Origin of the sequence: Rhizobium sp. CCGE531 (genome assembly GCF_003627795.1) — a bacterium.
Taxonomy (GTDB): domain Bacteria; phylum Pseudomonadota; class Alphaproteobacteria; order Rhizobiales; family Rhizobiaceae; genus Rhizobium.
This window is the reverse complement of the sequence record NZ_CP032684.1, coordinates 976,878-990,172: the sequence shown is the minus strand read 5'-3', so window position 1 is coordinate 990,172 and position 13,295 is coordinate 976,878. Positions and strand designations below refer to the sequence as shown.

10 protein-coding genes and 1 riboswitch are annotated in these 13,295 nt (G+C 61.5%); of the genes, 6 read left to right on the top strand and 4 right to left on the bottom strand.

Annotated elements, in window-relative coordinates; all coding sequences use genetic code 11:
- The first annotated feature begins 146 nt into the window (after nucleotides 1–146).
- On the top strand, nucleotides 147–1,148 hold the full coding sequence (locus CCGE531_RS04845) for a transporter (protein WP_120663165.1): 1,002 nt from the start codon (nucleotides 147–149) through the stop codon (nucleotides 1,146–1,148).
- 132 nt (nucleotides 1,149–1,280) lie between these two features.
- On the opposite strand, the gene CCGE531_RS04840 is transcribed toward CCGE531_RS04845, so the two are convergent.
- Entirely contained in the window at nucleotides 1,281–1,757 is a 477-nt protein-coding gene (locus CCGE531_RS04840; protein ID WP_120666498.1) for a BA14K family protein, read from the bottom strand.
- 304 nt (nucleotides 1,758–2,061) lie between these two features.
- Between CCGE531_RS04840 and CCGE531_RS04835 the strand changes: the two genes are divergently transcribed.
- Nucleotides 2,062–3,006, top strand: coding sequence for a GH25 family lysozyme (locus CCGE531_RS04835; RefSeq protein ID WP_245459072.1), 945 nt, complete (start codon nucleotides 2,062–2,064; stop codon nucleotides 3,004–3,006).
- Nucleotides 3,007–3,106: 100 nt separating this feature from the next.
- Here CCGE531_RS04835 and CCGE531_RS04830 read toward each other — a convergent pair whose 3' ends face one another.
- Together CCGE531_RS04830 and CCGE531_RS04825 are read right to left on the bottom strand one after the other, a co-directional pair.
- Entirely contained in the window at nucleotides 3,107–4,195 is a 1,089-nt protein-coding gene (locus tag CCGE531_RS04830; protein WP_120663163.1) for a hybrid-cluster NAD(P)-dependent oxidoreductase, read from the bottom strand.
- A 2-nt stretch (nucleotides 4,196–4,197) separates the two neighbouring features.
- On the bottom strand, nucleotides 4,198–5,442 hold the full coding sequence (locus CCGE531_RS04825) for an aromatic ring-hydroxylating dioxygenase subunit alpha (RefSeq protein WP_120663162.1): 1,245 nt from the start codon (nucleotides 5,440–5,442) through the stop codon (nucleotides 4,198–4,200).
- A 96-nt stretch (nucleotides 5,443–5,538) separates the two neighbouring features.
- Nucleotides 5,539–5,743: riboswitch (cobalamin riboswitch) on the bottom strand.
- A 348-nt stretch (nucleotides 5,744–6,091) separates the two neighbouring features.
- On the opposite strand from CCGE531_RS04825, the gene CCGE531_RS04820 reads away from it, so the two are divergent.
- The 4 genes from CCGE531_RS04820 to CCGE531_RS04805 all read left to right on the top strand — a co-directional run bounded on the left by CCGE531_RS04820 (nucleotide 6,092) and on the right by CCGE531_RS04805 (nucleotide 9,813).
- Nucleotides 6,092–6,709 carry a DUF6656 family protein gene (locus tag CCGE531_RS04820; RefSeq protein ID WP_120663161.1) on the top strand — a complete coding sequence of 206 codons (618 nt, stop codon included), beginning with the start codon at nucleotides 6,092–6,094 and terminating at the stop codon, nucleotides 6,707–6,709.
- Between the two features lie 58 nt (nucleotides 6,710–6,767).
- Nucleotides 6,768–7,742, top strand: coding sequence for an L-threonylcarbamoyladenylate synthase (locus CCGE531_RS04815; protein WP_120663160.1), 975 nt, complete (start codon nucleotides 6,768–6,770; stop codon nucleotides 7,740–7,742).
- 20 nt (nucleotides 7,743–7,762) lie between these two features.
- Nucleotides 7,763–9,193, top strand: a complete 1,431-nt coding sequence (locus CCGE531_RS04810) for an FAD-binding oxidoreductase (protein WP_120663159.1) — start codon at nucleotides 7,763–7,765, stop codon at nucleotides 9,191–9,193.
- A 68-nt stretch (nucleotides 9,194–9,261) separates the two neighbouring features.
- Nucleotides 9,262–9,813, top strand: a complete 552-nt coding sequence (locus CCGE531_RS04805; RefSeq protein ID WP_120663158.1) for an MOSC domain-containing protein — start codon at nucleotides 9,262–9,264, stop codon at nucleotides 9,811–9,813.
- 326 nt (nucleotides 9,814–10,139) lie between these two features.
- Here CCGE531_RS04805 and CCGE531_RS04800 read toward each other — a convergent pair whose 3' ends face one another.
- The gene (locus CCGE531_RS04800) at nucleotides 10,140–13,130 is read right to left on the bottom strand and encodes a DNA translocase FtsK (protein WP_120663157.1); all 2,991 of its coding nucleotides are present in this window, start codon (nucleotides 13,128–13,130) and stop codon (nucleotides 10,140–10,142) included.
- Between the last annotated feature and the right edge of the window lie 165 nt (nucleotides 13,131–13,295).

Genomic DNA, 13,295 nt, shown 5'->3' with positions numbered 1-13,295 from the left:
TGACATCCTTTACGCCTTGCACGCGCCGCGCGGCTGTGACATCGCCGCCCGCAGCCGCGATTATTCCACCAAAGCACGGACTTGCATAAACAATCGTCATGAACGAAGACTAAGGCAACTGTTCAGACAACGCGAATGATACAGCCATGAACACGATCACGTCAGTCAACACCATACCCGGCTTCATCTGGGCCTATCGTCTCCGTCCAGGCGAAGCCAAGCCGGAGCGGCTACCCGACGATACCGATCGTTCAACGCTCTTTGCCGAAGACGGCTTCCTGTGGCTGCATCTCAATCTCGTCGATGCGCGCGTGCCGGCTTTTCTCGATGATGCACCGGGGCTGAACGAAGCCGCCCGCATAGCGCTGACGAGCCACGAGACGCATGCGGCGGTCACCGTCGACGAACAGATGCTCTTCGGCACGCTGATCGATTTTCAACGCGACTTTGCCAGAGACACCCACGATATCGGCTGGCTGCATTTCGCCGTGACTGACCGCATGCTCATTACCAGCCGACTGCAGCCGCTTCGTAGCCTGGATCGGGCGCGAATGCTGATCGACAAAAACGCCGCGAGGTTTTTGCGGCCGCTCGATATTTTCGAGCTGCTGGTCGTCGAATTCCAGCGCACCCTGATTTCGATCGTCATCGAGATCAGCGAGGAGCTCAATGCCATCGAGGATTTCGTCCACGGGAATACGTCACGCGACGAGCGCACGCGGCTTCCGCCAATCCGCAGGACGATCGTGCGCCTGCATCGCCATCTGCGGACGGTCCTGTCGCTGATGCGCCATGCGGCCGCCTCCGACGATGAGGAACTGCCACTCGGTTTCGAGGACGTTGCCGGGCGCTTGACGGGCCGGCTCGAGGCAGTCGAACACGATGTCTATGCATTGCAGGAGCGAGCCAGGCTTCTGCACGAAGAAATCGACTCGAAGCTCTCTTCCGAAATCAACCGCCATCTCTACATCCTGTCGATCATGACCGCGTTTCTGCTGCCGCCGACGCTGGTGACCGGCTTCTTCGGCATGAACACCTCGAACCTGCCGCTTTCGGGCGGCGCGGGCGGCACAGAATATGCCGTCGGCTTCATCATCGCCTCCATGCTGCTGGCATGGTGGCTGCTCAAGCGGGTCAGCATTCTCTGACGTCGAAGCACGCAAAAGCCGCCCGGCATGGACCGGACGGCTTGCATTGATGATGCTCTCTGAACCGCTCCATCTCTTTGTTGTCTCGCAATTCCGGACGGAAAACCGCTCGGCACTTTTCCCGGAACTGCTTTAGAAATACGGCGAGTAACACTGGCGGCGCGGGCCGGAATTGGGCTGGAACGTGTTGTCGTAGGAGCGATAGGACCGATAGCGCGACTCGCACCATCCGACATGGCGTGGGTTGATCTCAGCGCTCGGAGCCGGAGCCGGCTCATAATAGCGCGGCTGGCTGGCGATCGCGCCGCCGATGAGCGCGCCGGCGCCGAAGGCAGCCAGCGGGAACCAATAGCCATCATGGTAGCGATAGCCATCACGATAGCCTCCCCGATAACCACGATAGCCGCCATACCAGCCGCGGCGATAGTAACCACCATGGCGCCATTGAACCTGTTCGACATTGCCGGGCGCGGCCTGGGCGGGCGCGGCCTGATACGCTGTTGCGATCGGCGCGGCGGGCATCTGGATGGCGAAAGACGGTGTGAAGCTCGTCAGGGCGACGGCGGCCGTTACGGCGACGGTCGCGATTTTTGCACGGAAACCAAGCATCTTCATCTCCATTTCCTGGTTCGACTTATGCTCAAGCCTATAGCATTTATGTCGGGAATGCTTCCCGAGCAAGGTTTCGCCGCCTGCTTCGTCGCATATCCGAGTAGACGACAAGAAACGTGGCAGCGCGTTATTTGGTTCCTCAAATCCCTGCCAATTTAAGGAGTTATGCGGGGCTCCACGATGAATTTATAGTGATTTCATCCTTAACCCAAGATTAACCAGCAATCCTTACTATTATTTCATGAAGGGATACCGGCAGAGTAACCTCCTGATTTGCGGCTTGCTGACGATCCTGACCCTGATGGGGCCGGTCTCCGAGCCTTCGGCCGGCGAAAGCCAGCCTTGGAGCGATCCGAAAAACGCCCTCATCGTCGATGCTTACGAGCTGAACACCATCGACTGGAACGCATTTCTGCAGGACAAACGGATCGCCGGTTTCATCTCCAAGGCCTCCGACGGATTGCCCGAAAGCTTCAGCTGCACCGGCGACCACGGCGGCGATACGGTGGCCCATTGTCGGACGATGTGGCGCAAATATGCGGTCAGCCGCGAGCTGTTCCAGACCCGCCGCATGCTGGCAAAGGCAAATGGCCTGTTATGGGGCGCCTATCACCTGGGACGGCCTGGCAATCCGATCGATCAGGCCAATCATTTTCTCGACTATGCCGATCCGCAGCCGGACGAGCTGATGGTACTCGACATAGACGGCATAGACACGGCGCAATTCATGTCGCTTGAGGACGCCCAGATCTTCGTGGCCCATATCAAGGTCAGGACCGGGCGCTACCCCATTCTCTACGTCAACCATAATACGGCGCGATACATCGCCGATCACCGGGACAACTATCCGCTGCTATCGCGGCTGCCATTGTGGTACGCGCGTTACAAGCCTGACGTGAAGGGCACCTTTCCGCTCGGCAATTGGGACAGCTATGCCATCTGGCAGTTCGCTTCTTCGGACAATTGCTCCGAGAAGAGCTGCCCCTATCGCGTACCGGGCACGTTGACCGATATCGACGTCAATGTCGTGCCGATGACGAAGGTTCAGCTCGCCAGGATCTGGCCGCAGGGCGATCTCCTGCCGGCCAGGCCGCTGCCGGCGCCCGACCTGATGATCGCACAGGCGCCGACGTGCAACGGGCCACGGCAGACGCTCGTCTCGCTGATGGTCGATCCCGTCGTTACGGCATCAACCCCGCAATCGAAACCGGTCGAGATCAACGAACTGAACTATCAGGATTTCTGAAGCGCGCCGCGATCCTTCCGATTCGCTTTTCGCGCTTCAGTATTTTGACTTTGCGCATGTCGTTGCCGCAAAACCGCTGCGCGGCTTTGCGCGCCATGCTTCAGGCCTCGACCTGGACATCCGTCTTCGGACGCGAACAGCAGGCGAGGATATACCCCTCTTCGATCTCGTCATCGAGGATGCCGCCATTGTGGCTCATCTCGACTTCGCCCGAGAGTTTCAGCACCCGGCATGTGCCGCAGAGCCCCGATTCGCAGGCCGCACCGATGCGCACACCGGCGCCGCGCGCGGCCTGCAGCACGGTCTGACCCGCCGCGCAGACGACGTCCTTGCCGGCCATCGTGAAACGGATCGTCGTCGCAGCCTCGCCCGACGCATCATCGGAAACCTCCGCAAGCGGCGTTGCCGCATTCGCCGGCTGGAAGCTTTCCTGGTGGTAGCGCGACATGTCGAAGCCATGCGCCTCCAGCATGGAGCGCACGGCGTCCATGAAGACTTCCGGGCCGCAGCAGAAGATGGTCCGATCCATGAAATCGGGCGCCAGCAGGCCGATCTTCGCCTTGTCGATGCGTCCCTTCAATCCCGACCAGAGATCGGTGCGGCCGCAACCCTCGACGATCAGGCCGAGATTGAGGTTAGGCATGAAGCGGGCGAGATATTCGAGCTCGGACCGGAAGATGATGTCGGCCGGGCTACGCGAGCAGTTGACGAAGGTAATATCCGACAGCGGCGCCGTGTCGGCCATGTAGCGCGTCATCGACATCATCGGCGTGATGCCGGAGCCGGCGGAGACAAAGAGATATTTTTCGCCGGGATGACGGATATGGCTGAAATCGCCAAGCGGGCCGAAAGCCTTGACGCGCATGCCCGGCTTCAGGTTCTCGAACATCCAGCGCGTGCCGATGCTGTCCTTCTGTGCCTTCACCGTCACGGCGACCGAGAAGGGCCGCGACGGCGTCGACGACAGCGTATAGGTGCGCATGACCGGCTCCGGAGCCGTTGGCAGCTCCAGCGTCACGAACTGGCCCGGCAGATAGCGGAACCAGTTGTCCTCGTCGGACCGGAACGTGAAGGTCATCACGTCGGGCGCTTCGGGCGTTGCCGAGAGGCATTCAAGCAGATGCTGCCTGTCGCTCCAGGGCTGCATCTGGTCGAGGTGGCGATGCGAAAGGGGAACGGCCATGTTCATGTTCAGGCAACCGCCGACAGCTTGGCCTGGTCGCCCTGCAGCCGGTTGATCATGAACGTCGTGTACCATTCGACGAACTGCATGACGCCGCCTTCATGGATCTCCGAATAGGGGCCGGGCTCATAGGCCGGCGAGCGGATGCCGAAGGCATTTTCCTCGACGATACGGCGATCCTGATCGTTGGTTTCGGTCCAGACGTGGGTCAGCTCTTCCAGATTATAGTCGACGCCCTCGACGGCATCCTTGTGGACGAGCCACTTGGTGGTGACGGCGGTTTCCTCGGCGCTGATCGGCAGGACGCGGAACGAAATCGCGTGGTCGCCGAGAATGTGGTTCCACGTCGTCGGGTAATGGAACAGCAGCATGGTGCCGATGCCGTTGATCGTCACATCGGGTGAAAGCGGCCGCCTGACGGCGTTCTGGCCGGACATGGTGTAGCTCTCGGCCCCTTCGATCAGCGGCATGCGCGCGGCGCGGAACTGGCCATCCGGCGAGATCTTGAATTCGCTCGGCAGGCCGGCAGCTTCGCAGCGCTGCCAGTGCTCGGTGATGACGGGGTCGTTCATCGCGCCCTGCACGCCTGTGACGGTCGGCGCTTCCGGGAAGGTGCGGCAAAGTTCGGGGTGATTGGCTGCGCAATGGTAGCACTCGCGGTTGTTTTCCCAGACAAGCTTCCAATTGCCCTTTTCGATGATGGTGCTCTGGAAGGCAACCTTGGCTTCGCTGATGCGATGCGGTGCCATGTAAGGCTCGATCGACGCGCGAACCGGCGCGAAGTCCTGAGCGTTCTGCGCTAAGCAGACGAAGATGTAGCCGCCGACGCTTTCGCAATGAACCGGCTTCAGCGAATGCTGGCTCCTGTCGAAATCCTCGGCCATCTGGCGGGCGAAGAGCAGCGAGCCGTCAAGCTCGTAGGTCCACTGGTGATAGGGGCAGACGAGCTTTGCCGAGGAGCCGCGTTCGGTCGAGCAGACACGCGAGCCGCGATGGCGACAGCTGTTGTGGAAGGCGCGGATGACCTGATCGCGACCGCGAACGATGACGACGGGATAATCGCCGATCTGGACGGTGAAATAATTGCCCGCGCGCGGCACTTCGCAATCATGGCCGATGAACAGCCAGTCGCGATAGTAGATCGTCTCCATATCGAGCTTGAAGTAATCCGGATCGGTATAGAATGGTTGCTCCAGACTCAAACCCGTCCGGTGGTTCTTCAATTGCCGCAGAACTTTGCTGCCGATATCCATTTGCCTATCCTTCGCAGTACCAGGAAACGGGCGAAGGACATGCATGGCTGGTTGAAGACAGCCGAAAGCAATGTCCCGACCGCCCGCCGCGATCAGTAAACCATATGTGCCCAAGGCTGGTTTCCGGGCTCTGGAGCGGCCCTGTTTCCAGAGCCCCATGGCACCTTCCCAGGTCGATCGACCCAGTGGCTTAATTCGCCATGCCTTACTCCACCACCGTTGCGGGGGCAGCGCCGGATTTTGACCGGCTTCCCAATTCTCCGTCTCCCTAGCAGACGGCACCTTGAGATTGATGTCATCATATCCCTCGGCCCGATCGGCCGCTGTGCTGCAATGCGACATCCGCTTCGAAATTGACGACAGGCGAAACCGGACGATGGGACGGTTGCATGTCGTGACAATATAGAAAGGTGATTCAATCTCTTAGGTGCTTGCATGGGAGAAGGCCCGCGCATCGCATGCGCATTCCGCCGATGACGCTTTATCCTGATTGCGACAGGCCCGCGAACGGCCGATAATCAGGGTAATGATTGGGCGGCGGAAAGCGCCAGCAGAGCCGCCATCGGGAGCTTTCGGTCCGGCGCGATTAAGCTCGGCTCAAGCTCCATGATCCATCATGTCGCCTAAAGAGTTTATAGCGAGGTCCGGCATGGCCAAACTCAGATATTTCGACGCTGGGAAGCCCGCCGAGCCCGAACCGGCGCCAGCGGTATCGACGACGGGGTACAGCGAGTTCCTGCGCACCGGCCGCATCAACCGCAACAGGCCGCATTGGCTGGCGGAAGAGCGGGAATACCTCACCCATGAACAGGTGGCCGAGCGCACGGCGCTGAAGCTCCGCGACGCCGGCGAAAAGACCCATGACCGGCTCAACAATTTCCACAAGTCCATCCGCTTTCCGAAACTCATCTTTCATCACACGCTGAAGGACACGCCGCATCTCGGCTATTGTCATGTGACGGCCGCGCGGACTCAGTTCGCGCGATATGAGGAAGTGAACTGGGCCTTCTATATCGCCAATTTCTTTGCCCGCATCGGCCAGGAAGAGAACTTCTTCGAGGACATCAGCCTCAAATATTCGCGGATGTATTTCGCCGTCGCCATCCATCCGGACAGGCAAGCGGAAGACAAGAAGCTGACGATCAATCGCGACATTCGCGGCAACGGCGTGCTGTTCCACACCCACGATCCGCAGATCGCCATCCGCAACGTTCTCCTGCTCGGCGCGCGCAACGAGCAGCTTCGCGACATCATTCGCCAGCTTTGACGATTGATCCGAAAACTCGAAGAGCATAAGAACGGCCTGAACTGCAAGCAGGCAGGCCATGGCGCGACACATAGATATTCTCGAACATCCGCAAACGGCGATAGAGGTCGCGACGGCAACCCTTGCCGAGGGCCTGCCAATCGGGCTGCCGACGGAGACGGTCTACGGCCTTGCCGCCGATGCCACCAATCCCACAGCCATTACCCGGATCTACGAGACGAAGGGACGGCCACGCTTCAATCCGCTGATCTGCCATATGAGCGATCTCGCCATGGCGGAGCGCTATGCCATCTTCGACCCGATCTCGCGCAAGCTCGCGGAAGCCTTCTGGCCCGGCCCGTTGACGCTGGTGCTGCCGCTCAAGCCTGATAGCGGCATCCATCCGCTGGCGACTGCGGGGCTCGATACAGTCGGCATCCGCGTGCCCCAGGGCTTTGCCGGCGAGCTGATCCGCGCCTTCGACAGGCCGCTTGCCGCGCCGAGCGCCAATACGTCAGGCAAGATCAGCGCCACAAGCGCCGATCATGTCGATGACGATCTAGGCGAGCGGATTACACTCATCCTCGATGCCGGCGCCTCGGTCGTCGGCGTCGAGTCGACCATCGTCAAGGTCGAGGACGGCGAGATGCGTCTTTTGCGGCCCGGTGGCCTCGCGGCCAGCGAGATCGAGCGAGTGGCGGGCAAAGCGCTGAAGCGCAAGAAGAAGGCTTCAGCCGCCATCGAGGCGCCCGGCATGCTTGCCTCGCATTATGCACCAGGGGCAGCCGTGCGGCTCGACGCGATGGAGGTTTCCGCAAGCGAGGCGCTGATCCGCTTCGGGACGCCCGACATCGCAGGCATCGAAAAGGCTGTCGCCGTGCTGGATCTGAGCGCCAGCGGCGATCTTTCGGAGGCCGCCGCAAACCTCTTCGACTTCATGAAGCGCGCCGATGCCACGGGTGCTACGACCATCGCGTTTTCGCATATTCCTGACGAGGGCCTCGGCGAGGCCATCAACGACCGGCTGCGCCGCGCAGCCGCGCCCAGAGACTAAATCCGGCCAAAGGACACACCATGAGCAGCACCGCCCCCTCTTCCGCCCTCCTCGACCGCTTCGCCGCCATCGTCGGTGAAAAACATGCCGTGCGGGACCCTGCGGAAATTGCGCCGCATCTGGTGGAAAATCGGGGTCTCTATCATGGCGCTTCGCCGATGCTGCTGAAGCCTGGCTCGGTGGAAGAGGTTTCCGCGATCCTCAAGCTTGCCAGCGAGACCGGCGCAGCGATCGTTCCGCAAACCGGCAATACCGGTCTTGTCGGCGGCCAGACGCCGCGCGAGGGCGGCTCCGACATCATCCTGTCGCTGGAGCGCATGAACCGCGTCCGCGATATCGATCCGATCGGCAACACTATAATCGTCGACGGCGGCTGCATCCTGGCGGATGTGCATAAGGCGGCGGCCGAGCATGGCCGCATGTTTCCGCTTTCGCTCGGCTCCGAAGGTTCCTGCCGCATCGCCGGCAACCTTTCCACCAATGCCGGCGGCACGGCTGTTCTTGCCTATGGCAATATGCGCCAGCTCTGCCTCGGCCTCGAAGTCGTATTGCCCACGGGCGAGATCTGGAACGGATTGCGCCGCCTGAAGAAGGACAATACCGGCTACGACCTGCGCGACCTCTTCATCGGCGCCGAAGGCACGCTCGGCGTCATCACCGGCGCGGTGCTGAAGCTCTTCCCGCAGCCGCTCGGCCATCAAGTCGCCTTTGCCGGCCTGCAATCGGTCGATGACGCGCTGACGCTGTTCAAGAATGCCTCCAGCCTGTGCGGCACGGCGCTGACCGGCTTCGAGCTGATGCCGCGCATCGGCGTCGAATTCACCACTCGCCATATTCCGGGCGTGCGCGATCCGCTGGAGACGGCGCATCCCTGGTATGTGTTGATCGACATTTCCACTTCCGATTCGGCCGAAACGGCCGAGCGGATGATGACGACGCTGCTCGAACAGGGCTACGAAGACGGCCTGGTCCAGGACGCGGCCATCGCCAGCTCCGAGGCGCAACAGAAGGCCATCTGGCACATGCGCGAGAGCATGTCGGACGCGCAGAAGCCAGAAGGCGGCTCGATCAAGCACGATGTTTCCGTGCCGGTGGCGCAGATCCCGCAATTCATGGCGGAAGCCGAAAAAGCCGTTGTCGCCGCCATGCCGGGCGCGCGCGTCTGCGCTTTCGGCCATATGGGCGACGGCAATATCCACTACAACATCTCGCAGCCCGTCGGCGCCGACAAGGCGGAGTTCATCGGCCATTGGCGCGAGATGAACGAGATCGTGCACGGGCTGGTGCTGCGGCATGGCGGGTCAATCTCGGCCGAGCACGGCATCGGCCAGCTGAAGCGCGACGAGCTGGCGTCGATCCGCTCCGATATCGAGATCGACCTGATGCGCCGGATCAAGACGGCCTTCGACCCGGCCGGGATCATGAACCCCGGCAAGGTCCTCAAGGTCTGAGAGCTGGTTGGCTGCCTTAACGGCCGCGAGACACGCTCTGAATCTAGGTTGTCATGGAAGGGTTCAGCATGGGCGACAAGCGCATATATGTGACATCAGTGAGCAGCAGCGGTGTGCACGAGTTCAGCAAGCAGACCAAGGATCACATTCAACTGCTGACAGGCCTTGGCGTGGAAGGCGACGCACATATGGGAGTGACGGTGAAACACCGCTCGCGCGTCGCCGTCGATCCGACCCAGCCCAATCTGCGCCAGGTGCATATCATCCACGAAGAGCTGTTCGACGAGCTCACGGAAAAGGGATTTTCCGTCATGCCGGGCGACATGGGCGAGAATATCGTGACCCGAGGGATCGACCTGCTTTCCCTGCCTCAAGGCACGCGCCTGCATCTGGGCGAGGAAGCGATTGTCGAAGTGACGGGCCTGCGCAACCCCTGCAAGCAGATCGACGATTTTCAAAAGGGCCTGCTGCACGCGGTGCTGGACAAAGATGCCGATGGCGGTCTGGTCCGCAAGGCCGGCATCATGGGCATCGTCTCGCAGGGTGGTTGCGTGCAACCCGACGACGCCATCCGCATCGAGCTGCCGCCGCTGCCGCATCTCAAGCTCGAGCGTGTTTGATATCGAGATCGACGCCGTTATGGGTCAGGCAGGCATGCTTGTGGATGATGGTGGCAGGGCCCGGCCAGCTAGCTCTGAGTATGCTGAACCTCTGATACCCCCCTCTGTCACTTTCGTGACATCTCCCCCACAAGGGGGGGAGATTGGTAACCTGAGGCACCCCCTCGCCTTAAGCAAAGATCGAACGCATTGAAATTGCAGCTCGCTATTTTGTGAGCTACGAGCGGCAAACTCCCAACGATCTCCCTCCTTGTGAGGGAGATGTCACGACAGTGACAGAGGGGGGTGCGCACTCTCCGCGATTATCGAAGCCACCCCCTACTCAATCACTCAAAATCCTCATTGCCCGAATTGCCGCCGCCATTGCGGTTGCCGGTGATGATCTCGCGCTTGCCGACATGGTTGGCGGGACCGACCAGGCCGTCCTTCTCCATGCGCTCGACGAGCGAGGCGGCGCGGTTGTAGCCGATGCCAAGGCGACGCTGGATGTAGGAGGTCGAGCACTTCTTGTCGCGCATGACCACCTTGATCGCCTGCTCGTAGAGATCATCGCCGTCTTCCGAGGCAATCGCGCCCTTATCGAAGACGGCCGTGTCCTCTTCCTCGTCTTCTTCGTCCTCGTCGGCCGTGACCGTGTCGAGATATTCCGGACGGCCTTGCAGCTTCAGGTGCGCGACCACCTTCTCGACTTCCTCGTCGGAGACGAAGGGGCCGTGAACGCGGGAGATACGGCCGCCGCCGGCCATGTGCAGCATGTCGCCCTGCCCGAGGAGCTGTTCGGCGCCCTGCTCGCCGAGAATGGTGCGGCTGTCGATCTTCGACGTGACCTGGAAGGAGATACGCGTCGGGAAGTTCGCCTTGATCGTGCCGGTGATGACGTCGACCGAGGGACGCTGCGTCGCCATGATCAAATGGATACCGGCGGCACGCGCCATCTGCGCCAGACGCTGGATCGCGCCTTCGATCTCCTTGCCGGCGACCATCATCAGGTCGGCCATTTCATCGACGATGACGACGATATAGGGCATCGGCGTCAGGTCCATTTCCTGCTGCTCTTCGATCGGGGCACCGGTGCCCTTGTCGAAGCCGGTCTGGACCATGACGTGGATCGTCTCGCCCTTTTCCTTGGCGGAGGCAACGCGGCTGTTGTAGCCGTCGATATTGCGCACGCCGAGGCGCGACATCTTCTTGTAGCGATCCTCCATCTCGCGCACCGCCCATTTCAACGCCATAACGGCCTTCTTGGGATCGGTGACGACGGGGGTCAGGAGATGCGGGATACCGTCATAGACGGAAAGTTCCAGCATCTTCGGATCGACCATGATCAGGCGGCACTGCTCAGGCGTCATGCGGTAGAGCAGCGACAGGATCATGGTGTTGATGGCGACAGACTTGCCCGAACCGGTTGTGCCGGCGACAAGCAGATGCGGCATCTTCGCAAGCTCGGCGATGACGGGTTCGCCGCCGATCGTCTTGCCGAGGCCGAGGGCAAGCTTATAGCCGCTCTTTTCGAAATCGGGCGAATCGATCATCTCGCGGAAATAGACGGTCTCGCGGTTGACGTTCGGCAGTTCGATGCCGATGACGTTGCGGCCGGGAACGACGGCGACGCGAGCGGACAGGGCCGACATCGAACGGGCGATATCGTCTGCAAGATTGATGACGCGCGAGGATTTGACGCCAGGCGCCGGCTCGAATTCATAGAGCGTGACGACCGGACCGGGACGGACATGGATGATCTCGCCCTTGACGCCGAAATCTTCGAGCACGCTTTCCAGCAGGCCGGCATTCTGCTCCAGCGTTTCCTGCGTCATGATCACGCCGGAACGGGCGACGGGTTCCTGCAGCAGTTCGCGCGGCGGCAGCTCGTATTCGCCATCAACGCTGGGAGCGATCGGCCGCCACTCGGGCGGCGTCAGCGACGCGGGGCGGCGTGGCACAACCCGTGACGGCGGTGCATCGATCAGGCGCTGGGCTGCGGCTTCGACCGCCGGAATCGTCGGCGTAGCCTTGGCAACCGGCGCGGCCGGCGCAGGGGCTGCGACCTTGGCCGGCATCGGCGCGACGACCATCATCGGCGCTGGACGGGATTCGATAACCGGAGCGGCTTCCGACCCATAGACCGCAGTTACGAAAGCAGGCGGCGTGAATGTTTTGGTCGGCGCCACCGCAGCCTGCGGCTCGGCAGCAGGTGCTTCGACAACGACGGGCGCCGCCTCGACGAGAGGAGCCAGAACGGCAGCCTCAAGCGCGGCAAGCTCGTCCATGGCCGGCGTGCTGAGATGCGTCGCTGAAAGGCTGGAAGCGGTTTCGACGGGAGCTACGATTTCGGCTGCCGGAGACGACGCGATAAAAGGCTGCTCGCTGGCACCAACCGGGCGGCGGCATTCGACGACGCGGAACTTCGCAATGATCGATTCGGCATCGACTTCCGGCTTGGGCGGCATTGCCGGCTGCTTCGGCTCACCCCTGAGGGCCGAGACGAACTCGCCGTCGAACGGCATCGCATCCCAGAAGGCGAAATCGGAAAGATGGACAAGACGCGACTCGACCACAGGCGCGGCTAGGGACTCGGGAACACTTGACTGTACTGGTGAAGCGTCCAGCGCGATCGCGGGAGCTTTCGAAAATGCGGTAGCGATAACGGTCATCTCCAATGCGTCCGGCGCGGTTGCCGGAGAATTCTGAATTACTGTCGGCATGTAGCTTCCCACCACCAGCGGCATGTCCTCGAGCGGCGGCAGATAGAACTCGTCCCGCCGCGCGGGCGGAACGACAATGGTTGCAGCCGGGGTTGCAGCCGGCGCGGCGGGCGCCTCGACGACCGGCGCCTCCATCATCCGCATGATCGCGTGCGCGGAGACCTGCTGGCGAATCTCGGGCTTCGGCTCGGCGGGCGGACGGCGGCTGATGATTTCGTTTTCGCGCGTGCGGGTGAACCGTACGTTCGGCCCCATCAGGAACGCGTTCTGCCAGCCCGGCGATGCGAGATCTTCCGCGGAGATTCCCTGCGGCAGAACGGGCATTTCCTGCTCGCTTACGATAGCGGCGGCCTGCAGCGCTTCCACGACCGGCGGCGGCGCAGCGGCGGTGCGCTGCCTCACCTCTTCGGCAAGGCGCTTTTCCTCGGCGCGGCGCTGTTCTTCAGCCTGGCGCTTGGCTTCGCGGGCGCTGCGAATCTTCTCTTCCAGGAACGCGCGGCGAGCAGCGATCTGCTCGGCTCGGCGCGCCTCTTCGGCCGCCTGCTCCGGGTCAAGATCGCCCTCCGGCTGGACGCCTTGAGACGTATTGGAAAGTGTCGTTCGGGAAAGACGCATGAGACCTGCAACCCAGTCATTGATATTGCCGTTGGCTTCTCAAATCGAATAGGGCAAGGATGGTTAATAAGTTCCTTCCTGCCGTTGTGGAAAGCCGCCATTCCACACGCATTCAAAGAAGGCGAAAAAATCTCGAACACCCCGTGGAAACAAGCACATGGCGAC

Excerpts from the sequence above, each read along its gene's own strand:
- CCGE531_RS04845 (WP_120663165.1), top strand. The coding sequence starts at position 147 with ATGAACACGATCACGTCAGTCAACACCATACCCGGCTTCATCTGGGCC.
- CCGE531_RS04840 (WP_120666498.1), bottom strand. The coding sequence starts at position 1,757 with ATGCTTGGTTTCCGTGCAAAAATCGCGACCGTCGCCGTAACGGCCGCC.
- CCGE531_RS04835 (WP_245459072.1), top strand. The coding sequence starts at position 2,062 with ATGGGGCCGGTCTCCGAGCCTTCGGCCGGCGAAAGCCAGCCTTGGAGC.
- CCGE531_RS04830 (WP_120663163.1), bottom strand. The coding sequence starts at position 4,195 with ATGAACATGGCCGTTCCCCTTTCGCATCGCCACCTCGACCAGATGCAG.
- CCGE531_RS04825 (WP_120663162.1), bottom strand. The coding sequence starts at position 5,442 with ATGGATATCGGCAGCAAAGTTCTGCGGCAATTGAAGAACCACCGGACG.
- CCGE531_RS04820 (WP_120663161.1), top strand. The coding sequence starts at position 6,092 with ATGGCCAAACTCAGATATTTCGACGCTGGGAAGCCCGCCGAGCCCGAA.
- CCGE531_RS04815 (WP_120663160.1), top strand. The coding sequence starts at position 6,768 with ATGGCGCGACACATAGATATTCTCGAACATCCGCAAACGGCGATAGAG.
- CCGE531_RS04810 (WP_120663159.1), top strand. The coding sequence starts at position 7,763 with ATGAGCAGCACCGCCCCCTCTTCCGCCCTCCTCGACCGCTTCGCCGCC.
- CCGE531_RS04805 (WP_120663158.1), top strand. The coding sequence starts at position 9,262 with ATGGGCGACAAGCGCATATATGTGACATCAGTGAGCAGCAGCGGTGTG.
- CCGE531_RS04800 (WP_120663157.1), bottom strand. The coding sequence starts at position 13,130 with ATGCGTCTTTCCCGAACGACACTTTCCAATACGTCTCAAGGCGTCCAG.